At 62.6% G+C, this 20,400-nt stretch carries 20 protein-coding genes; 7 read left to right on the top strand and 13 right to left on the bottom strand.

Features of this window, described 5'->3' with window-relative positions:
- Positions 1 to 18 precede the first annotated feature (18 nt).
- Positions 19 to 1,500 carry an amidase gene (locus QCE83_RS21505; protein WP_309815788.1) on the top strand — a complete coding sequence of 494 codons (1,482 nt, stop codon included), beginning with the start codon at positions 19 to 21 and terminating at the stop codon, positions 1,498 to 1,500.
- A gap of 5 nt (positions 1,501 to 1,505) precedes the next feature.
- On the opposite strand, the gene QCE83_RS21500 is transcribed toward QCE83_RS21505, so the two are convergent.
- Both QCE83_RS21500 and QCE83_RS21495 read right to left on the bottom strand, forming a co-directional pair.
- Positions 1,506 to 1,940: an H-NS histone family protein gene (locus QCE83_RS21500; protein ID WP_404985275.1), complete on the bottom strand. Its 435-nt coding sequence runs from the start codon at positions 1,938 to 1,940 to the stop codon at positions 1,506 to 1,508.
- 444 nt (positions 1,941 to 2,384) lie between these two features.
- Positions 2,385 to 2,831 (bottom strand): DUF3331 domain-containing protein, encoded by a 447-nt coding sequence (locus QCE83_RS21495; protein WP_309815782.1) that lies wholly within the window; start codon positions 2,829 to 2,831, stop codon positions 2,385 to 2,387.
- A 458-nt stretch (positions 2,832 to 3,289) separates the two neighbouring features.
- Between QCE83_RS21495 and QCE83_RS21490 the strand changes: the two genes are divergently transcribed.
- Entirely contained in the window at positions 3,290 to 3,559 is a 270-nt protein-coding gene (locus QCE83_RS21490; protein WP_309815779.1) for a DUF1488 family protein, read from the top strand.
- A 33-nt stretch (positions 3,560 to 3,592) separates the two neighbouring features.
- Here QCE83_RS21490 and QCE83_RS21485 read toward each other — a convergent pair whose 3' ends face one another.
- From QCE83_RS21485 to QCE83_RS21470, 4 genes are all read right to left on the bottom strand, one after another.
- Positions 3,593 to 4,906, bottom strand: coding sequence for a cytochrome c (locus tag QCE83_RS21485; protein WP_309815776.1), 1,314 nt, complete (start codon positions 4,904 to 4,906; stop codon positions 3,593 to 3,595).
- A 12-nt stretch (positions 4,907 to 4,918) separates the two neighbouring features.
- On the bottom strand, positions 4,919 to 7,153 hold the full coding sequence (locus QCE83_RS21480) for a xanthine dehydrogenase family protein molybdopterin-binding subunit (RefSeq protein WP_309815773.1): 2,235 nt from the start codon (positions 7,151 to 7,153) through the stop codon (positions 4,919 to 4,921).
- A 1-nt stretch (position 7,154) separates the two neighbouring features.
- On the bottom strand, positions 7,155 to 7,610 hold the full coding sequence (locus tag QCE83_RS21475; RefSeq protein ID WP_309815769.1) for a 2Fe-2S iron-sulfur cluster-binding protein: 456 nt from the start codon (positions 7,608 to 7,610) through the stop codon (positions 7,155 to 7,157).
- A 307-nt stretch (positions 7,611 to 7,917) separates the two neighbouring features.
- On the bottom strand, positions 7,918 to 8,787 hold the full coding sequence (locus QCE83_RS21470) for a LysR family transcriptional regulator (RefSeq protein ID WP_309815768.1): 870 nt from the start codon (positions 8,785 to 8,787) through the stop codon (positions 7,918 to 7,920).
- A 101-nt stretch (positions 8,788 to 8,888) separates the two neighbouring features.
- On the opposite strand from QCE83_RS21470, the gene QCE83_RS21465 reads away from it, so the two are divergent.
- On the top strand, positions 8,889 to 9,902 hold the full coding sequence (locus tag QCE83_RS21465; protein WP_309815766.1) for a zinc-dependent alcohol dehydrogenase family protein: 1,014 nt from the start codon (positions 8,889 to 8,891) through the stop codon (positions 9,900 to 9,902).
- A 109-nt stretch (positions 9,903 to 10,011) separates the two neighbouring features.
- The gene (locus QCE83_RS21460; protein ID WP_309815764.1) at positions 10,012 to 11,133 is read left to right on the top strand and encodes a VIT1/CCC1 family protein; all 1,122 of its coding nucleotides are present in this window, start codon (positions 10,012 to 10,014) and stop codon (positions 11,131 to 11,133) included.
- Between the two features lie 8 nt (positions 11,134 to 11,141).
- Here QCE83_RS21460 and QCE83_RS21455 read toward each other — a convergent pair whose 3' ends face one another.
- The gene (locus QCE83_RS21455; RefSeq protein WP_309815763.1) at positions 11,142 to 11,930 is read right to left on the bottom strand and encodes an aspartyl/asparaginyl beta-hydroxylase domain-containing protein; all 789 of its coding nucleotides are present in this window, start codon (positions 11,928 to 11,930) and stop codon (positions 11,142 to 11,144) included.
- Between the two features lie 93 nt (positions 11,931 to 12,023).
- Here QCE83_RS21455 and QCE83_RS21450 point away from each other — a divergent pair, with 93 nt between their 5' ends.
- Positions 12,024 to 12,389 (top strand): VOC family protein, encoded by a 366-nt coding sequence (locus QCE83_RS21450; protein ID WP_404985270.1) that lies wholly within the window; start codon positions 12,024 to 12,026, stop codon positions 12,387 to 12,389.
- A 17-nt stretch (positions 12,390 to 12,406) separates the two neighbouring features.
- Here the strand turns inward: QCE83_RS21450 and QCE83_RS21445 are convergent, their stop codons facing one another.
- From QCE83_RS21445 to QCE83_RS21420, 6 genes are read right to left on the bottom strand one after another with little or no spacing between them, the layout of a single operon-like run.
- The gene (locus tag QCE83_RS21445; RefSeq protein ID WP_309815761.1) at positions 12,407 to 13,444 is read right to left on the bottom strand and encodes an NAD(P)-dependent alcohol dehydrogenase; all 1,038 of its coding nucleotides are present in this window, start codon (positions 13,442 to 13,444) and stop codon (positions 12,407 to 12,409) included.
- Between the two features lie 30 nt (positions 13,445 to 13,474).
- Positions 13,475 to 14,224 carry an SDR family oxidoreductase gene (locus tag QCE83_RS21440; protein ID WP_309815757.1) on the bottom strand — a complete coding sequence of 250 codons (750 nt, stop codon included), beginning with the start codon at positions 14,222 to 14,224 and terminating at the stop codon, positions 13,475 to 13,477.
- A 10-nt stretch (positions 14,225 to 14,234) separates the two neighbouring features.
- Positions 14,235 to 15,215 carry a sugar-binding transcriptional regulator gene (locus QCE83_RS21435; RefSeq protein WP_309815754.1) on the bottom strand — a complete coding sequence of 327 codons (981 nt, stop codon included), beginning with the start codon at positions 15,213 to 15,215 and terminating at the stop codon, positions 14,235 to 14,237.
- A 34-nt stretch (positions 15,216 to 15,249) separates the two neighbouring features.
- Positions 15,250 to 16,131, bottom strand: a complete 882-nt coding sequence (locus QCE83_RS21430) for a carbohydrate ABC transporter permease (RefSeq protein ID WP_309815752.1) — start codon at positions 16,129 to 16,131, stop codon at positions 15,250 to 15,252.
- On the bottom strand, positions 16,128 to 17,057 hold the full coding sequence (locus tag QCE83_RS21425; protein WP_309815749.1) for a sugar ABC transporter permease: 930 nt from the start codon (positions 17,055 to 17,057) through the stop codon (positions 16,128 to 16,130). Before QCE83_RS21425 ends, QCE83_RS21430 begins: the two co-directional genes overlap by 4 nt.
- Positions 17,058 to 17,085: 28 nt before the next feature.
- The gene (locus tag QCE83_RS21420) at positions 17,086 to 18,456 is read right to left on the bottom strand and encodes a sugar ABC transporter substrate-binding protein (protein WP_309815747.1); all 1,371 of its coding nucleotides are present in this window, start codon (positions 18,454 to 18,456) and stop codon (positions 17,086 to 17,088) included.
- Positions 18,457 to 18,714: 258 nt separating this feature from the next.
- Here QCE83_RS21420 and QCE83_RS21415 point away from each other — a divergent pair, with 258 nt between their 5' ends.
- Positions 18,715 to 19,836 (top strand): sn-glycerol-3-phosphate ABC transporter ATP-binding protein UgpC, encoded by a 1,122-nt coding sequence (locus tag QCE83_RS21415; RefSeq protein ID WP_309815744.1) that lies wholly within the window; start codon positions 18,715 to 18,717, stop codon positions 19,834 to 19,836.
- Positions 19,837 to 19,960: 124 nt separating this feature from the next.
- A complete protein-coding gene (locus tag QCE83_RS21410) occupies positions 19,961 to 20,248 on the top strand; it encodes a hypothetical protein (protein ID WP_309815742.1) in 288 nt (95 codons plus the stop codon).
- The last annotated feature ends 152 nt before the right edge of the window (positions 20,249 to 20,400 follow it).

The following is a 20,400-nucleotide window of genomic DNA, read 5'->3' as shown; positions in this document are numbered from 1 at the left end:
CTTATCTTCAACGAGACCATGACCGCATCCGACGCCACTCCCGATCTTCCGCCGAGCGACGATATCGTGTCCCTCGGCGCCGTCGCGCTGTCCCGCGCGATTCATTCACGCGCGGTTTCATGCGTCGAGGTCATGCAGGCTCATCTCGCGCAGATCGACCGGCTCAATCCGGTGGTCAATGCCATCGTGGCCTTGCAGGACCGGGACGCCCTGCTCGAGCAAGCCCGCGAACGTGACACGCAACTGGCCGCGGGCAAGAGCCTCGGGCCGCTGCATGGCTTTCCCCAGGCGCCGAAAGATATCCTGCCCGTTGCCGGCATGGTCACGACCAAGGGTTCGCCTATCTATGCCGGAGAAGTCAGCCAGACCGATGCGGTGATCTTCGAGCGCATGCGCCAGGGCGGCGCGCTCTTCGTGGGCCGTACGAATTCGCCGGAATTCGGCCTGGGCGGCCATACCTATAACCCGGTGTATGGCACCACGCGCAATGCCTTCGACCCGACGCGCTCCGCCGGCGGCAGCAGCGGCGGTGCGGCTGTTGCCGTGGCGTTGGGCATGCTGCCCTGCGCGGATGGATCGGACATGATGGGATCGCTGCGCACGCCGGCCGCATTCAACAATGTATTCGGCTTTCGCACGACGCCCGGATGCGTGCCCTATGCGCCGAGCGATGACGTGTTCTTCCAGCAGTTCAGCGTGGCGGGCCCGATGGCGCGTTCGATACCGGACCTTGGTTTGTTGTTATCCGTGCAAGCCGGCTTCGACAGCCGCGCGCCGCTTTCACGCAGAAGCGAACAACCGGCGGACTTCGCCCACGCGCTGGAGTGCGACCTGCGGGGCAAGCGCATCGGCTGGCTTGGGGACCTGAACGGACACTTGCCGACCGAGCCGGGCTTGATGGCCACTTGCGAAGCGGCCTTGCGCCACTTCGAAACCATCGGCTGTGTGGTGGAAGACGTGCGCGTGGACTTCGATGCGGAACGTCTCTGGCGTGCCTGGATCGATCTGCGCAGCCTGACCTTTTCAGGGACCAACGGCCCGCTCTGGCGCGACCCCGCCAAACGTGCGCTGCTCAAGCCCGAGGCGGTATGGGAGATAGAACGCGGCTTGAAGCTGACAAGCGAAGACATTTCGCGCGCGGTGCGCGAGCGGTCCGCATGGTATCAGGCGATCAATACGCTATTCGAACGCTTCGACTTCCTGGTGATGCCTTCGGCCCAGGTCTTTCCGTTCAATGCGTCACTCGACTGGCCTCATGTCATTGCCGGGCGTGAGATGGACTCGTACCACCGCTGGATGGAGACCGTGGTTCCCGCCACGATGGCTGCGCTTCCCGCACTCAGCGCGCCTGCCGGCTTCAATGCAGACGGTTTGCCGGCGGGCTTGCAGATCATGGGACCGGTGCAGAAGGATCTCGACGTACTTCGGCTTGGGCTTGCGTATGAACGTGCAAGCGACTGCTCTACCCGACGCAGCCCGTTGCTTGACCGGCGTGCTTGACTAAATCACGCGGCGGCGCGCTGCGCGGCCCTTTGACCGGTACTGGGCTCTGCACGGTCAGACAGCTTGGGCGCCTTCTTCGCTCCGGTCTTGCGCGCGCGCTTTGCGCCGGCCGCGCGCGAAGCCGATGCAGCCCGATTCGAAGCAGGCTTGTCCGCCGCATCATCGATCAGATAGACACTGCGATCCGGCGCATCCTTGATCCACGCCGGCGCGCGCGCATGACCGCTCCACGTGGCGCCCGATTTGGGATCGCGATACTTCGGCGGCAGCTTGGTTGCCTGCCCTCGACCGTTCCTGGCTGACGCATTCCGCGAACCGGCGGGACGGCCGCGCATCTTCCCCAATCCCGCCTTGACCAGATCCGACATGGTCAACCCGTACTCTTGCATGAGCGCGCGGATACTGGCGATAGCTTCCAGTGACTTTTCCTCGCGCATGGCATCCGCGCGACGCTGCAATTCCTGAATCTGGTTTTCCAGCTGCGCCAGAGTAGCCATTGTTCCTCCTGAAACATGAAGCGGCCTTGGAACGACACTAGAGCGAGAGTTGAAGCGATATCTTGAGCCTTAGCGTGACCGGCTCAAGCCAACAAGCCCATGGTTTGTTTGGGCCTCGCCATAACTTCGGCATAACCTTGCAATCCTGTGAGCTTGTGTCGCAGGAAATCTTATCCGGCGCACGCCGTAGCGAAGCGCTCATGCTCAAAAGATTACCTTTATCGCGCTCTGACGATGCACAGAGTCAGCCTGTTCTTACTTCACCCGGTCTTTATGACGCGCCCGATTTCTGAGTTGCCCGTCAGACGAATGAACAGGACGCGCAATCCTGATGCGACATATTCTCGATAGTTGGGATGCGCGCCTGCCCTGGGGTCTTTTTCGTCATTCGACGGCGAGCGCCTCTTCTTCCTGCTCGAGCGGCGTGACCATGACTGCCCGGGCGAGGATCATCGCGCCGCTGTTGAGGGGTATCGACCTGCCGACCCGTCTTGGCCGGTACACGGGCTGACCGCGCCGGATCGCCTGTCCACTCAATGCGCACGTGCCGCGCTTGCGCGCCGTGCAGAGCGACCAGACCTGCTCGGAATAGTTGAAGGAGGTGGGATCGTGCCAGGACAGCGCAAGGGTTGAAGCGCTGAGGCGTTCGAGCACGCGGATGTTCACTCGGCCAGTCTCGTTGTCCGGCGCAAAGCTGCCTCTGACCGGCACCTTGCGCACCAGCGCTCGCGTCAGGGACGTGGGATTGTCGGCTGCCTCGGACAGCCGGCCCGATTTGTCGAGCATGGCCAGGGTACGGCTCCAGGGATCCATCATCGATGGACTCTTCATGTTCCGCTCCTGTTCGCGACGACGCGCACCGCAACAGCGACCCGGTGAACGTTGCCGATGTGATGACGGGAATGCGAGACACGTTCCGCTTGCCGAGCCGGATTGTCGCGCTAGTGAATTCGCCCAATGAACCGGGCGACACTGCCGCTTCGGATTATCGTTCCTAGAGTAGTACACATGGACCGTATTTTGTTTCCATTTTTCCTGAAATACATGTTCGCGAACGCCAGCGCTTGCCCAAGAGCGACACGCTCAAGCGTTCGCAAGCCAAAGCATCTCAAGCCAAATCGCTTGGACGAACGGACGTTCGCCGCCAAGCGGCCTCAAGGCGGAATTCTTCACTTGAATGAAGTAAGGAACGTCAGGCATCCAGACAGGTTTCGCTTTCGATCCGGAGTGCGCGCATGCATCGATTTCTGACACAATAAAACCGGCGCCCTGGACACTCCTGTCGGATCATGACAAGCAAGCCCCCGATCCATGCAAACATCTCTGCGGACCGTGCGTCCGTCAGTTTCGTTGCGTTTTCCCGCGAGCAGGCCATTCAGTGCAACATCACCCGCAAGGCGCTGGAGCAATGTTTCTGGGCACCCGTCGGCGCAAGCGACGAGCGTCTGCTGAAAGCCTTGAGCGACGGTTATGAACGCATCAGCGCGCGCGTACACCGGAAGTTTCTTGCTCATCCGGCCAGTTCCATTCACCTCGACGTCATCGACTTTGCTTCGTGAGGCAAACCGTTCAAGCGCGCGCCATGCCTCCGTCTAGCGCGCCGCCTGGGTTGCCTTGCGCATCTTGGCCACGTCTTCCGGCGCTATCGCGGGTGCATTGTTATTGTTATTCCACGCCCCGCGAATGAAGGTCAGCACGTCGGCGATCTGCCGGTCATTCAGGACCGGTGCATAGCGCGGCATCGGATAAGGCGCGGGCACGCCTTGAAGCACGATATCTTCCGTGCCGTTGAGCGTGACGTTGATCAGCGACGACGCATCCTTTTCCAGCACATTCGGATTGCCCGCGAGCGGCGCCAGCATCGGCGCGAAGCCGCGTCCGTCCACGCCGTGGCAGTGCATGCAGTACGCCGTATAAACGCGTGCTCCCGAGTCCGAAGCCGCGGGCCGCGTGAGCGAAACGCGCGTCGCCTTGGGATCATACGAATACGCCGGCGCGCCCGTGCCGCCCGATGCCGGCAAGGATTTCAGGTACTGCGCCATGGCGGTGATGTCAGCATCGTTCAGATGCTGCGTGCTGTTGTTGATGACGCTCGTCATCGAGCCGAATGCCGAAGCATGGGCATTCGCGCCGGTCTTCAGAAAGGTCGCGACATCCTGCTCCGACCAGCGTCCGAGGCCCGTATTGTGTTCGCCGCTCAGGTTCGAAGCGAACCAGTTATCGAGCAGGCTGCCCGTCAGGAACGCGCTGCCGCTTTCATCGAGGGCCTTTTCCTGGAACGCGATGCCGCGCGGCGTATGACACGAGCCGCAATGTCCCAGCCCCTGGATCAGGTAAGCGCCGCGATTCCACGCGACATCCTTGCCCTGCTTGCTCTGATACACGCCGTTCTCGAGGAACACCATGTTCCATAACTTCAGCGGCCAGCGCATGTTCATCGGCCACTTGATGTCTGCTTCCCGATTCGCCTGCTTAACCGGCGTGACGCCATGCATGAAGTACGCATAGAGCGCATGCATGTCGTCGTCATTGATCTTCGCGTACGACGGATAAGGCATCGCCGGATAAAGGTTATGACCGTCCTTCGCCACGCCCTTGCGCAAGGCGCGCGCAAAGTCCTCTTCCGTGTAACGGCCGATCCCGGTTTCAGGGTCCGGCGTGATGTTGGTCGAATAGATTGCGCCGACAGGCGTCATCATCTTCAGACCGCCCGTCAGCGGCTTGCCGCTTGGAATCGAGTGACACGCGACGCAGTCGCCGGCTTTCGCGAGATAGGCGCCGCGTGCGACGAGCGCGTCGTTCGCGGTATCGGCGGCAGTGGCGGCGGTGGCAGCGGAGGGCGACAGGCAGAAGGCCATGCCTGCCGCAGTCAACGCCGCGAACAGAGGCTTGAATGCGTTCTTCATGGACGGGCTCCCTCAGGCGCTGCGCAACTGGCTGCCGACCGGTAACTGCCTCAGCCGCTTGCCGGTTGCCGCGTAGATCGCGTTGGTGATGGCCGGCGCGAGCGCGGCCGTGCCGGGTTCGCCGATACCGCCAGGCGCTTCGGTGCTCTTGACGATATGCACTTCCACCGGCGGCGTTTCATGAATGCGCAAGATGCGATAGTCGGTGAAATTGCTTTGCTCGACCCGGCCGTCCTTGATGGTGATCTCGCTATAGAGCGCCGCCGTGATGCCGAAGATGATGCCGCCCTGCACCTGCGCTTCGATGGTGTTCGGGTTCACGGCCATGCCGCAATCCACCGCGCACACGATGCGGTCCACCTTGACCTCGCCTTCCTTGTCGACGCTCACATCGGCGACGATCGAAAAGAAGCTGCCGAACGCGTGCATCACCGAGACGCCGCGTCCCTGACCTTGCGGCAACGCATGTTGTCCCCAGCCGGCCGCCTGCGTCGCGACATCGAGCACGTTGCGCGCGCGCGGCGACTTGCTCAGCAGATCGCGCCGGTACTGGACCGGATCGGCCTTGGCCTGCGCCGCGAGTTCGTCGATGAAACTCTCTACCACGAAGGTGCCGCGCGTCGGGCCCACGCCGCGCCAGAACGCAGTAGGGACATCGTGCGGTTCGAGCCGCACGTAATCGATCAGTTGATTCGGCAGGTCGTAGGGAAGATCGGCCGCGACTTCCACAGCGTCCGGATCGACGCCGTTCTTCACGGCAGGCGGCGCAAAGCGCGCCAGCACCGACGACCCGACGATGCGATGCGTCCACGCGACCGGCTTGCCGTTGGCATCGAGTCCGGCGGAGAGCTGGTCGTAGTAGCACGGACGATACATGTCGTGCTGGATGTCTTCCTCGCGCGACCAGGTCACCTTGACGGGCACGCCCAGCGCCTTGCCGATCTTGAGCGCCTGCGTCGCCATGTCGAATTCGAGCCGTCTGCCGAAGCCGCCGCCGAGCAGATGGTTGTGCACGACGATCTTGTCGGCGGGCAAGCCGGTGGCCTGCATGCCGGCATCGCGAACGCGCGTGGGCACCTGCGTGCCGAGCCAGATGTCGCAGCCGTCCGGGCGCACATGCACGGTGCAGTTGATCGGCTCCATGGTTGCATGTGCAAGCAAGGGCTGGACGTACACGGCATCCACGCGCGTCTTCGCACCCGACAATGCATTGCCGGCATCGCCCTCCTTGCGCGCGACGGCGCCAGTGCGCTGCGAGGCCTGCGCCATGTCGTCGACGAGTTGCCGCGTGGACAGCTTCGCGCCCGCGCCCTCGTTCCACTCGATCTTCAGCGCAGCCGCACCGCGCTTCGCGGCCCACGTGTGATCGCCGATGACCGCGACGCCGTTGTCGAACTTGACGACCTGGCGCACGCCCGGCACTTTCTTCGCGGCGCTGTCGTCGAAGGACACGACCGTGCCGCCGAAGACCGGGCAGTTGACGATGGCGGCGTACACCATGTCGGGCAAGCGCACGTCGAGGCCGAACATCGCGGTGCCGTCCACTTTCTCCGGCGAGTCGAGCCGCTTCACCGGCGTGCCGATGATCTTGAAGTCTTTCGGATCCTTGAGCTTGATGTCCGTGGGCACGGGCATCTTCGCCGCGGCTTCGGCGAGATCGCCATAGCTCGCGCTGCGCTCGCCCGATGCATGGACCACCTTGCCGCCTTGCGCCTGACACGACGCGGCATCGCATTGCCACTGCTGCGCGGCCGCCGCGACGAGCATCATGCGCGCAGCCGCGCCGGCTTTGCGCATAGGTTCCCAGGCATAGCGTATGGACGTTGAACCGCCCGTCAGCTGACCGCCCAACAGCGGGTCAGTGAAGAGCTTTTCATTCGGCGGTGCGTGATCGATCGTGACCTGGTCGAGCGGCACTTCGAGTTCTTCCGCGATCAGCATCGGAAGCGACGTATAGACGCCCTGTCCCATCTCGACCTTCGGCATGATGAGCACGACCTTGCCGCTCTTGTCGATCTGCACGAAGGCATTCGGCGCGAACACGCCGTCCTGCGGCGTCTCGACGCCATCGCCGCCGATCACCGACTTGCCCTTGCCTTGATCCTGGCTCGCGGCAGGCAGGCTGAAGCCGACCAGCAATCCACCGCCCGCGGCCGCGCCCGCCGTCACGCCCCACTTGAGGAATGCGCGGCGCGAGAAGCCCGCACGAGCCGCATGGCGTCCCGCTTCAATCAGTCCTTGCGACATGTCACGCCTCCTTCGCTGCCTGCTTGATGGCGGCGCGGATGCGGTGATAGGTGCCGCAGCGGCAGATGTTGCCGGCCATGGCGGCGTCGATGTCGGAGTCGCCGGGATCGGGTACGGTCGCGAGCAGGGCTGTGGCGGACATCACCTGCCCGGACTGACAGTAGCCGCATTGCACGACATCGAGCTTGCGCCAGGCCGCCTGCACCTTCTTGCCTGCGGGCGTGTCGCCGACTGCTTCGATCGTCGTGATCTTGCGCTCGCCGACTGCCGCAACCGGCAACACACAGGAACGGACGGCCACGCCGTCGAGATGAACCGTGCAGGCGCCGCATTGCGCAATGCCGCAGCCGAACTTGGTGCCGGTGAGGCCGACGAGATCGCGCAAGACCCATAACACGGGCATGTCGGGCGGGGCATCGACCGTATGAGTCTGGCCGTTGATATCAAGCGTGGTCATGAGCGGCTCCGGCTTAAGAGTAGATATGGCGGATAGCGCAAATGGCCGGCTGCGGGGAGACAGCCGGCGTGAAAGCGAGCAGAAAGAGCTAGCGGATTGTAGCCTCGCTTTTTAAAACAAGCTCAACAGGCGGCACGCACGCACTGCTCTTGAGCGTTAACGACTTGCCTTAATCTCCGCAGCCCTATTCTCTTCGATATTCCTTTAAGGCTTGTGTAAGCGTTGGCTTTGAACAAATTCAAAGGCTTCAAGCAAAAAAGAGGGTTAGTTGCAGTGCAAATTAGTCCGCGCCGATAACATGCGACCACTAAGATTTGCTTAAAGCAGACAGCGTTTCCTCAAGCAGCGCGCGCAATCGCGCAACGCGCTTGAGGTCGCGGTGATAACCCATCCATACGTCGCGGCCCGGCGGTGTCTCGCCCAAGTCGAAGCGCTTCAGGCGGGCATCGACATCGCTGAGCGGACAGGGCAGCACCGCGAACCCTGCACCGGACGCGCACATCCGCGCCTGGGCATCGCGATTGTTGCTGCCGAAAACGATCCTCGCATTGGGCAACGCGCGTTTGACCCACAGCACATCCGGCAGGTAATCGAAGGCGCTGTCCATGCTGATGAGCGTCTGCCCTGTTCCGTCGCCCAGGGAAGGCTGCGCGAGATCGCGGCGCCCATAAAGTGCGTAATCGATATGCATGAGCTTGCGCTGCACCACATCAGGCTCCTCAAAGGGCGTGATGCGGAACACGAGATCCGCCTCGCGACGCGCAAGGTTATAGCGGCGCGCATCCGTCACGAGTTCGATCTGTACATCCGGATGTTTGGCGAGAAAGCGCGCGAATACCGGCGTCAGCACATGAACCCCGAACCAGTCCGACGACGAGACGCGCAGCAAGCCGGTCAGCGACGCTTCCTGTCCGGCCAGCGCGCGCGTGAAGCTCAGCGCCTCTTCTTCCATGCGTTCGGCGTGGGACAGCACGGCTGCGCCTTCGTCGGTCAGCACGAAGCCGTCGCTGGTGCGCTGGAACAGTACATGACCAAGGGTTTCCTCCAACGCGCGCAGGCGGCGGCCCATGGTGGGCTGCGTCTGGCCCGTCGCGCGCGCCGCGGCGCCGAGCGTGCCGCTTCGTGCGATGGCGAGGAATACGCGCACGTCGCTCCAGTCGAGATCGGGTCCATTCATTTTTGTATGATCGCCGTGCGAATCTGTGGATTTACATGCTTGCCTGCATGGCGGAGTATGAGCGCAACGAAACCAGCGTTCAACCTCTCAAGGAGCCCGCGATGTCCACCATGCAAGCACTCGTTCTGACCCGGCACGACGGTCCGCTCGAACTCGTCGACATGCTTCGTCCCGAACCCGGCCCGGGGAAGGTACTCGTGCGCATTGCCGCAAGCGGCCTCAATCCGCTCGATACCAAGATTCGCGCCGGCGTCGCAGAGCATGCGCGGCATCCGCTGCCGCTCGTGCTGGGCATCGACATGGCGGGCATCGTCGAAGCCGTCGGACCCGGCGTCGATGCCTTCAAACCCGGCGATGCCGTATATGGAATGACCGGCGGCGTCGGCGGCATACAGGGTTCGCTCGCGCAATATGCTGCCGTCGATGCCACGTTGCTCGCCCACAAGCCCGCGAATCTCTCCTTGCACGATGCGGCCGCCCTGCCGCTCGCCTTCATCACCGCTCATGCGGGCATCGTGGACCGTGCGCGCGTGCAGGCCGGACAGACCGTGCTGGTCCAGGGCGGCGCGGGCGGCGTGGGACACGTCGCCGTGCAACTTGCCCAAGCACTGGGCGCACAGGTGTTTGCCACGGCCAGTCGGAAGGATCACAGCTATATCGAGCGCCTCGGCGCCACGCCGATCGACTACAAGACGGTGAGCGTCGAGCACTACGTCGCCGAACATACGCAAGGCGCCGGCTTCGACGTCGTGGTGGACACGGCCGGCGGCGCCTCGCTCGATGCATCGTTCGCGGCGGTCCGTCACTTCGGCCATGTCGTCAGCGCACTGGGATGGGGCAATCATGCGCTGGCTCCGCTCTCCTTCCGTGAAGCAAGCTATTCGGGCGTCTTCACGTTGTATCCGCTATTGACGGGAGAGCATCGCGCTCATCATGGCGAGATGCTGCGTGTCGCCGCGCGACTCGTTGAAGCGGGCAAGCTCGTGCCGCGCGTGGACCCGCGCCGCTTCGGTCTGCACGACGCGGAAGCGGCCTATGAAGCCTTGATGAGCGGTGCGGCGCAGGGAAAGATCGTGGTGGATGTGGATGCTCAAATGAGTTCCCAAGCAGTTTGATGAGACGCGAATACATTCGCACTTATCGTGGCTTGTGGGGCTATTGGCAACCTTGACCGGCTTCGTCATTACCCTGAGAAGACCTAGACGAACCATCCAGGGTGATGTCATGGCCTCGCATGCTGAACTCAGGCGTTTCACGGCCAATCTCGCCGATGAACTCGACAGCGCCGCGCTCTACGACACACTGGCGCGAGCCGAACCGCAAGAAGACAAACGACGCGTCTATGCCGAACTGGCCGACGCCGAACGCCGTCACGCCAGTATCTGGGCGGCGAAACTCAAGGCGAATGGCGTGCCCATTCGCGAGCATCGTCTGAGCCTCAAGACGCGCATCATGCGCACGCTTGCCAGCGTATTCGGACCTGACTTCGTGCTCCGCTCGGTCGCGGCGAACGAGATGGCCGATCGCGACAAGTACGCCGGACAACCCGATGCCGCGCAGATGTCGATGGAAGAACGCCATCACGCGGACATCGTGCAGGACGTGGTGAGCCGCAACAAGGGACTCGACAAAGGCAACGCGATTGCGGCCGCCGAAACATGGCATCGCGGCGTGGCCTCCGGCAACAACTTGCGCGCTGCCGTGCTCGGCGCGAACGACGGCCTCGTATCGAACTTCTGTCTCATCATGGGCGTCGCGGGCGCCGGCGCCGGTAGCAGGTCCGTCCTGCTCACTGCGTTTGCCGGCCTGATCGCGGGCGCGGCGTCGATGGCGCTCGGCGAATGGCTGTCCGTCACCAACGCACGCGAACTGGCGCGCACGCAGATCGCGAAAGAGAAAGACGAACTCGATCACATGCCCGACGCCGAGCGCCACGAACTCGCACTCATCTATCAGGCGAAGGGTATCGCGCCGGCGGAAGCGCGCCGCGTCGCCGCACAGATCATGCTCGACAAGGACAAGGCGCTCGATACCCTCACACGCGAAGAGCTGGGTCTCGATCCACACGAACTCGGCGGCAATCCGTGGACGGCCGCGCTGGCGTCGTTTGCGTTGTTTGCCATCGGCGCGATGTTTCCCGCGGTGCCCTTTCTCTGGTCGAGCGGCGTGAACGGCATTGCGCAGTGTATGGCTTTGAGCGCGTTGGGCCTGGCGGGCATAGGCGTCTTTACCTCACTGTTCAATGGACGCAGCGCGCTTTTTTCAGCAGCAAGGCAAGTCCTGATCGGACTCGTGGCCGCGGGCTGCACTTATGGACTGGGCAAGCTGCTCGGCGTATCGCTGTGATGCATGACTCAGCGAATCATCTCCCAGTTGGCATAGAACACGCGCCGCACCGACATCACGCTCAGGCGCACGCCCGTCACGAGCGCATGCAGCACACGGCCGAAGTGCGTGGGCCGCAGCACGTCGAGAAAGATGCAATAGCGCAGACGGTCCGAATCATTAATGGATTGATGCACGAGGGTATCGTCGAAGATGAAGAGCGGCTCGTCATGCCAGTAGTGCCGATGCCCCGCCACATGGATATAAACGTTCTCGTCCTGCACCGGATTCAGGTTATACAGGCAACGTAACGTGAGCCGCAAAGGCCCGTAATGGACCGAGGTGCTTTGCCGCTCATTGAACACGGAAATGCCGATGGTCTGCACATACTTGAAGCTGCGGCTGAATTCAGGCAAGTCGATCGAGCTTTCCACCGGCACGCCATACCAGCGCGCGAAGCACATGCCCCGGCGCTTGTCAGGCATCTGCGCGGCAAGATGCGCCTGAACATAGGGCAGGTTTTTCCGGAACGCGCCAATGACGTGGCGAATTTCTTCCTGATGCCCTTCGGGTAAATCCGCAAGCGCGTAGATGCCGCGATTGCGCGTGCACATCAGATCCACCAGAAGATTGAATGGCGACAGTACCCACGTGAGCAGACCGTTGCCGAGAAAGTAGCGGCGCCAGCTCGGGAGATTGAATTGACGGCTGCGCTGAAAGTCCGCGAATCCGCATGCGATAAAGGCTATGCAGAAGGCCGGCGCAAAAAACAGAAGAATCGACAGAACAAGTATGTAGAGCAGATCCTTGCGTTTCACAATCGGCCTCGGCGATGATCCACGTGACCGTTACATGATAGTACCGAGTTACGCGCACGGTACACTGCCGTTTTAACTTCGCCGACCTTCCGAATGAGCCAACTTCTTTCGCTGCGCCCTTTCGTTCCCGCTAAAGACTTCGAAATGTCCAAGCGCTTCTACGAAGCTCTGGGTTTTCGCATCACGCATCAGGACGAGAACATTGCGATGCTGAAGTCCGAAGGCTTCAGCTTCATCCTGCAGAACTTCTATGTGAAAGAACTGGCCGAGAACTTCATGTTGCAGATGCTCGTGCGCGATCTCGATGCCTGGTGGCGCGACACGAACCCTGCCGCGCTGAGCGGAAGCTTTCCAGTCAATCCCGCGCGTCCGCCCGCGGTGCAGAGCTGGGGAATGAAGGTCGGCTTCGTGTTCGATCCGTCCGGCGTGCTGTGGCACGTCGCCGAGGCGCTGTTCTGACCCGAGCGCCCCGCGGCTTACCCTTCCAGAACGATCTGCACCTTCACGTCAGTGGGCACGCCGCTCGCCGCTTCCTCGAATGCCTTGATGCCTTCTGCAAACGGGAACGTGCGTGAGATGAACGGCTTGACATCGAGCTTGCCGGATGCAATCAGCTGAATGGCGCGCGGAAAGATGTTGGCGTAGCGGAACACCGATTCGATCCGCGCTTCCTTGATCTGCACCGCGACCACATCGAGCGGAATGGCATGCTGCGGCATGCCGACCAGCACGAGACAGCCGCCCGGACACAGCATGTCCACGATGCCGTCGAAGGCCTTCTCGTTGCCGCTCGCCTCGAACACGATGTTGGCGCCCCAGCCATCGGTCAGTTCCTTCACCACGTCGAGCGCGCGGCGTTCGCGAATATTCACCGGCGTCACGCCCTGCACGCCGCCGATCAAGTCGAGCTTCTCCTGCACCAGATCGCAGACGATCGCGCGGCTGCACCCGCCCGCGAGCGCGGCCAGCGCGCACATCATGCCGATCGTGCCCGCGCCGAGCACCACGGCGACGTCGCCCGGCTTGATCGCGGCCTTCTTCGCGGCTTGCAGTCCGATCGAGAGCGGTTCGACGATCGCGCCCTCCGCGAAGCTCACGTTGTCCGGCAGCTTGTAGGTGAAGGCCGCAGAATGCACGACATAAGGCGCGAGACAGCCATGCACCGGCGGCGTAGCCCAGAAGCGCACTTTCGGGTCGAGGTTATACAGCCCCTCGCGCGAGGCACGCGATTCCATGTCCGGCACGCCCGGCTCCATGCACACACGGTCGCCGGCTTTGAGATGCGTGACCTCTTCGCCCACTTCGACGATCGTCCCTGAAGCCTCATGTCCGAGCACCATCGGCTCGTTGACGACGAACGGGCCAATGCGCCCGTGCTGGTAGTAATGAATGTCGCTGCCGCAAATGCCCACGGTATGAATCTTGATGCGCACATCGCGCGGCCCCACCACTTGCGGCAGGCTGAACGGACGCAGACTGATGCGCCTTGCTTCCTCGAGAACCAGTGCTTCCATCATCTTTCCTTTGATGTTGAACAAGCGGGATCAGCAGGCCTGGAATCCGCCATCGACAAGCAGGCTCACGCCGCTCACCATGCTCGAGTCTTCGCCGAGCAGATAAGCGATCGTGCGCGCCACTTCGAGCGGCTGCACGAAGCGATTCATCGGGATGCGCGCGAGCATCGGGCCGGACTTGGCGGGATCGCTCCACGCGCGTTCGCCCATCGGCGTCATCGTGACCGTGGGAAGCACCGCGTTCACGCGAATGCCGTGCGGTCCGAGTTCGGTGGCCATCACGCGGGTCAGCGCGTCCATGCCGCCCTTCGATGCGCAATACGCGGCATGCAACGCAAAGCCCACGTTCGCCGATAGGCTCGACACATTGACGATCGACCCGCCCACGCCGCGCTCGATCATGTTTTTCGCGCATTCCTGTGCGACGATCATCGCGGCCCGGAGGTTGACGTTCATCGTCAGGTCGAAGGCTTCGACGCTCGTTTCGAGGAACGGCTGCAGCACCGCGAGACCCGCGTTGTTGACCAGCAGGTCCACGGGCTGCGCGTTGCGCGCGGCCTCACGCGTGGCATTGGCATCGGCGAGATCCACGGCGATGGTTTCGCAGCCGGTTTCATCACGCAACGCATCGAGATCGGCGGGGCTGCGGCTCAGCGCGATCACGCGCGCGCCGCGCTCCGTCAGCAGATGCACGGTCGCATGACCAATGCCTTTGCCCGCGCCCGTGACGAGCACGGTCTTGCCGGCAAACTCGCGATTCCTGTCGATGGTCGGGTTCATGGTTTCCGTATCAAGGCGTCTCGCACAAGCGCTGCGCGGTTTCTTCATCGGTTACGAGCACGGACGGATAGCGTCCGCGCAACGCCGCGCGCGTCACATGAAACTTCTTCTTGCCGCCGCTCACGAGCACCACGCGGCGGATCTTGCGCAGGTCTTCCAGCGTAATGGCGACGGTGCGCCGGTTCAGCGGATGATCGATCAGCTCGCCGTCTTCATCCATGAAGTGTCCGAGCATGTCGCCGACCGCACCGGCCTTCTGCAGCGTGCGCAGTTGCTCGGGGTTGTCGATGCCGTAGGTCACGACCAGCGACTCGGTCAAGTCGCCTGCAGTGAGCAACGCGAGGCTGGCATTGCGCGCGAGTTCATAGGTTTCGCGCACGGTCTCTTCCTGCAGGATCACGTCGCGTGCCTTCTGGCTGCTCACGTAGATCGGCGCGGCAAACAGATAACTGTCCGCGCGGCAGATGTTGGCGAAGTCAGAGACGATGTCGAAGGTATTGATGCTCGGGCAATGCGATAGCCCGCCTTGCAGCGACACCGCCGAAATCGCGCCATAGGAGCGCTGCGGCATGGCGCGCAGCACTGCGCGAATGGTGCGGCCCCAACCGAGCCCGATGGTCTGCCCCGCGCTGATCTGCCGGGAGAAGTAGTTCGCCGCGCCGATGCCGAGCGCCGCGTTGTTGGCTTCGGTGTCGGCGCCGGTCGGCACGACGACCGCGCACTCCAGTCCGAAGCGCTTGGCGAGCGCCTCTTCGAGCGCGACACACGGCGCGATCTTGCTGTTGATCGTGATCTGCACGAGACCCGATTCGCGGCTCGCGGCCAGCAGCCGGTTCACGCGCACGCGGTTGCTGCCGATGCGCTGCGCAATCTCCTGCTGCGTCAGGTTGCCGACGTAGTAGTGCCACGCGACGCGCGCCTGCAACTCCTCTTCGGAGTCGATGGCCTCGTCCGTTTCCGCCACGGCGATGGTCGGTGCGCTCTTGCTCATGTTGCTCCAGTGTTCAGTGATGGTCGCCGTGATTCTATTTGACCGCGCCCATCGTGAGCCCTTGCACCAGCCGGCCGGACACGGCCAGCGCGAACACCACCATCGGCAGGACGATCAGCGTGCCGGTCGCCATGATCTCGCCCCACGGCAATTCGTAGCCGCTCATGTAGCTCGTTGCCGCCACCGGCGACGTGATGGCGTCGCTGCGCGTCAGCACGAGCGCATACAGCAGATCGTTCCACGAGAAGATGAACGCGAAGATCGCCGAGACGACGATGCCCGGCATCGCGAGCGGCAGGTTGATGCGCCAGAACACGCGCCAGGGTGACGCGCCGTCGAGACGTGCGGCTTCATCGAGTTCAATCGGGATGTTGCGGAACTGGTCGGTGCAGATCCAGACGACGATCGGCAACGAGAACGTCAGGTAAAGCAGGATCAGCACGATATGGGTATCGACGAGTTCGAGCTTCGTCGCGATCAGGAAGAACGGCACGGCGAGCACCACGGGACTCACCATGCGGTTCGAGATGAACCAGAACCACAGGTCTTCCTTGCCGCGAAATTCATAGCGCGCCAGCGCATAGGCAGCAGGCGCGCCGAGCAGGATCGCGAGCACGGTGGTGCTGCTCGCGATGATCAGCGAGTTCAGCAGGCTGCCCGCGACATCGTGTTCGAACAGCGCCGCCGAGTAGTGATGCAAGGTGGGCGAGAAGAGCCACTTCGGCGGGTAGGCGAGCGCATCGGCCTGGCTTTTCAGGCTCGTCGTGACCATCCAGTAGAACGGAAAGACCGACGAGAGAAACACCACCAGAAGGCCGAGGAAATGCCATACGGTGACGCGCCGGCGCGCGGCGCGGGCACGTTTTGCGCGTGACGACAGGGCGCCGTTCGACGCCTGCGGGCCAGATGAACTCACGCTGCCTCCCGATACACGAAACGAATGTAAAGACGCGACAGCACGATGGTCAGGATCAGCAGGATGATGGCCTGCGCGGACGCCATGCCTTGATCGAACAGACGGAAGCCCACGCGCTGGATATACACGCTGATGAACTCGGTCGCTGCGCCCGGTCCGCCGCGCGTCATCGTGAAGACGGCGTCGAACATCTTGAGCATGTCGGCGGAGCGGAGGATCAGGATGGCCGTGAGACCCGGCAGCAGATACGGCCGCTGCAGATGCCACAGGATCATGCTCCACTTCGGCGTCTCCAGACGCGCCGCCTCTTCCGCTTCCTTCGGCACCATCGAGAGTCCCGCGAGCAGGATCAGCGCGCAGAACGGCGTCCATTGCCAGATATCCATGATCATCACGGAGACGAAGGCGAGCGTCGGATCGGCGAGCCAGTCCTGCGGCGGAATGCCGATCAGACCCGTCAGGTAGTTCGCCACGCCGAACTGGCGATTGAAGATCAGCCGCCCGATCAGCCCGACCACGGCATAGGTGGTTGCCATCGGAATCACGAGGCTCACGCGGGCTGCCGCGCGCATCCACGGCAGTTCGGTCCGATGCAGCATGAGCGCCGCGAACAGCCCGAGCGCGACTTCGATCGGCAAGGTCACGCACAGGAACAGCGCGGTGCGCCCGAGCGCGCCCCAGAAGGACGGATCGGTGAGCGTGGCGATGTAGTTGTCGACGCCGATGAAGGGTGTGCCCGAGCTCAGGTCTGCGAGCTTGTACTGATGAAACGAGTTGTAAAGCGCGAGCAGCAGCGGATAGATGCCGATGATCGCCAGCGCGGCGATGGCGGGAATCAGGAACCAGAAGGCGGGCGAACGCGGCAGGATGCCGAAATAGCGCGCGGGCTTGCGCGGTCCTCTCGCGTGCAGTGCGGGTGATGCCATTCGATCGCCTCCGGTTCCTGTGAACGGGTTACTTCAGCAAGGGCTTCTTGCCGTCGTAATAGCCCGCTTTCTTGAGGATGTCCTCGGTCTTCTGACCGATGGTCTCTGCGCCCTCCTTCACCGTCACCTGACCCAGCATCATCTTGCTGCCCCATTCGCCGATCACTTCCGACACCGCCGGCCATTCCGGGAAACGCGGCCGGTAATCAGGCACGCCGCCCTGCCACGACTCGACCATCGGCTTGACGAACGGATACTTGTCCTGCACGGCCTTGTCTTCGTACACCGCCATGCGCGCCGGCACACCGCCCGCGTCGAGATACGGCTTCGCCATGGCTTCCGACGTGATCCACTGGATGAAGAGCCAGGATGCCGCCTGCTTCTTCGCGTTCGACTTCGCGTTCACCGCGAGCGAGAAGCCGCCGAGCGCGGGCTTCAGACCCGCCGGGCCCTTTGGCTCGGTGGTAATGGCGAGACAGTTGCCGAGCTTCGACTTGCTCGGATCGGTCAGCGTGGGATAGAACGCGGACCATTCGGTGATCATCGCGACCTGCCCTTGCGCAAGCGCGTTCACCGCTTCGGCGTGATCGAAGTCGACGATGCCCGGCGGCATGTACTTCATCAGCTTCTGCCGGTATTCAAGGCCCGCCTGCGATTGCGGCGACATCAGGTTCGACTTGAATTTCGCATCGAGCAGCGAGCCGCCGTTGGGCCACAGCACGCGCATGAAGCTGTCCGCCGACTGCGTTTCGCCGCGCCGCGATTGCAGCGCGAAGGCGAACTTGTCGCCCTTCGTGAGCTTCGGCGCATAGACGTTGAGGAGTTCGTCCCAGGTCTTGGGCGGCGCGTCGAAACCCGCGTCCTTCAACATGCATTTGTTGTAGAACATCAGGCCCGAGTAGTTATCGAACGGCAGGCCGTAGGTGACCTTGTCCCACGACCCGAACGAATCGAGCAGGATGGGAAAGAAGCCCTTCAGGTTCAGATTCGGGTCTGCGAGCTTCGGGTCGTCGGTGAACTTCTTGATGGGCACGAGCCACTTGTTGCTCGCAAATTCGCCGATCCACACCACGTCCACCAGCACGATGTCCTGATCCCCGCCACCGACGAAGTTCAGCACTTCCTTCTCGCGCGTGTTCTCGTAGGGAATGACTTCCCAGCGCACCTTGATGCCCGTCTCTTTCTCGAACTGCGGAATGAGCTGTTGCGCGGCCTTGTAGCCGGGGCGGTCCAGGAAGATGGCCTTGATCGTGGTGCCCGCGTAAGGCTGCGCGGCTTCCTTCAAGGTCCAGGCTTGCGCATTCGATGCCGCGAACGCAGCGCTTGCCGCCAGTAGCGCCACTGCCGCGATGTGTTTGATCGGGCCGAGTTGCCTGGCCGGGATGAAGCGCTTCTTCATGCCTGTCTCCTTGGTTTTTATCGAGCGGATATGCGGTCGGGTTCAGTTCGTTCGTGCTTCTTTGCTGCGCTCCCAGACGTGCAACGAGCGTACAACGAGCCTGTCACGCAGCATCCTGCGCGCTTCGGATCATACGCTCCGTTTCACTTGTAATTTCGCTTTTACAATTGTATATTTTGGCCCGAACAGGTTGTCAAGAACAAAAATCGCCGATGCATCCGATGCTGCGCTGCCGCAGCAGCACACTGGAGACAACGCATGAGCGCAGTTCATTTGCAGCAGATCCGCAAGACCTTCGGCGGCGTGGACGTGCTGAAGGGCGTGGAGATCGAAGTCACGGACCGGGAGTTCATGGTCTTCGTCGGCCCTTCGGGTTGCGGCAAGTCCACCTTGCTGCGCACCATCGCCGGACTCGAACGCTGCGACTCCGGGCAAGTCCTGATAGGCGGCGAAGACGTCACCGAACTCGAACCGTCGCAGCGCGGCGTTGCCATGGTGTTCCAGTCGTATGCGCTCTATCCGCACATGTCGGTGTACGAGAACATCGCATTCGGGCTGCGCATGCTGAAGCTGCCCGAAGCGCAGATCAAGGAACGCGTGCAGCGCGCGGCGGAGATCCTGCAGATCGGCCAGTTGCTCGAACGGCGTCCGCGCGCGTTGTCGGGCGGACAGCGCCAGCGTGTGGCCATCGGCCGTTCCATCGTGCGCGAGCCGAAGGTCTTCCTGTTCGACGAACCGCTCTCGAATCTCGATGCCGCACTGCGCGTGCAGATGCGCCTCGAGCTCATCAAGTTGCACAAGCAACTAAACGCAACGATGATCTACGTCACGCACGATCAAACCGAAGCCATGACGATGGCTGATCGCATCGTCGTGCTGAATCACGGGCGCGTGGAGCAGATCGGTTCGCCGCTCGAGTTGTATCGCACGCCGCATAACCGCTTCGTCGCCGGCTTCATCGGCTCTCCGAAGATGAACTTCATGGACGTGCGCGTCATGCGCGCGGACCAACTGGGCGTCACCATCGAGCTGCCGGGCGGCGAGGCACTCACGCTTCCCTTCGCCGCCGGCGCGCTCAAGGCCGGCGAGACACTGACGCTCGGCATCCGGCCGGAGCATTTCATCGAGTCATGCGGCGGCGACATCGACAGCGGCCTGACCGGCGAGGTCATGGTGATCGAGCATCTCGGCGGCGAGACGCTGCTGCATCTGCGTCTGGCCAACGGTCTGGTGATCCAGGTGAAGGGCTCGGGCGAGTCGAACGCCGTGGAAGGCCAGCGCCTCAACGCGGGCTTCAGCATTCGCCACGTGCATCTGTTCCGCGAAGACGGCAGCGCGCTCGAACGCATGCGGCCGGTGGCGCAGACGGCCACGGCCTGACACGGCGAAACGGCTGCGTTTCGTCAAGTTAATGGAGGATTTGCCGTAAACGAGAACACGCGCCGACTGGCGCACTCGGCCGTCCTGCTTCGCGGCCGACTTCACCTCGTGTCTCGTGAACTCCATGGCATCTCGAATTCGCTCGCTCGCGGCGTCGGCCGCGGTGCTCATCCTGTTGCTCGCGTTCGGAGCAGCACCCTCCTCGCTCGCCGCGACCAGCGCCGAGCTCGCCGTCTCGCTGACCATCTACGAGGTCTGCACCCTCGATACCGACGCTCGTCGGCCCGCCGTCGCCTGCTCGGCAGCGGGGCAATATCGCGTCCTTACAGGACAGTATTTCGCCGATTTCCAGGTTGCGGAAACTGACAAAACACAAACACGAAACAGAGCCGTTGTCGAAATCGCCTTTTAAAAGAGTGCGTTGCAGCATTCCGTTAATCTGTTGCTTTCGTTACAAACGGTTACGTCTTCAGTGTGAAGATTGAACAAGAATGGAAACGTCCACCGAGGTGTAGACGGCTTTTGCGCTAACGGCGCAAACGTTGTCGAACACGGACACATCAA

Source organism: Caballeronia sp. LZ034LL (assembly GCF_031451215.1).
In the GTDB taxonomy this organism is placed as follows: domain Bacteria; phylum Pseudomonadota; class Gammaproteobacteria; order Burkholderiales; family Burkholderiaceae; genus Caballeronia.
Note: the sequence above shows the minus strand (reverse complement) of the source record. Positions and strands in the feature narration are given on the sequence as shown.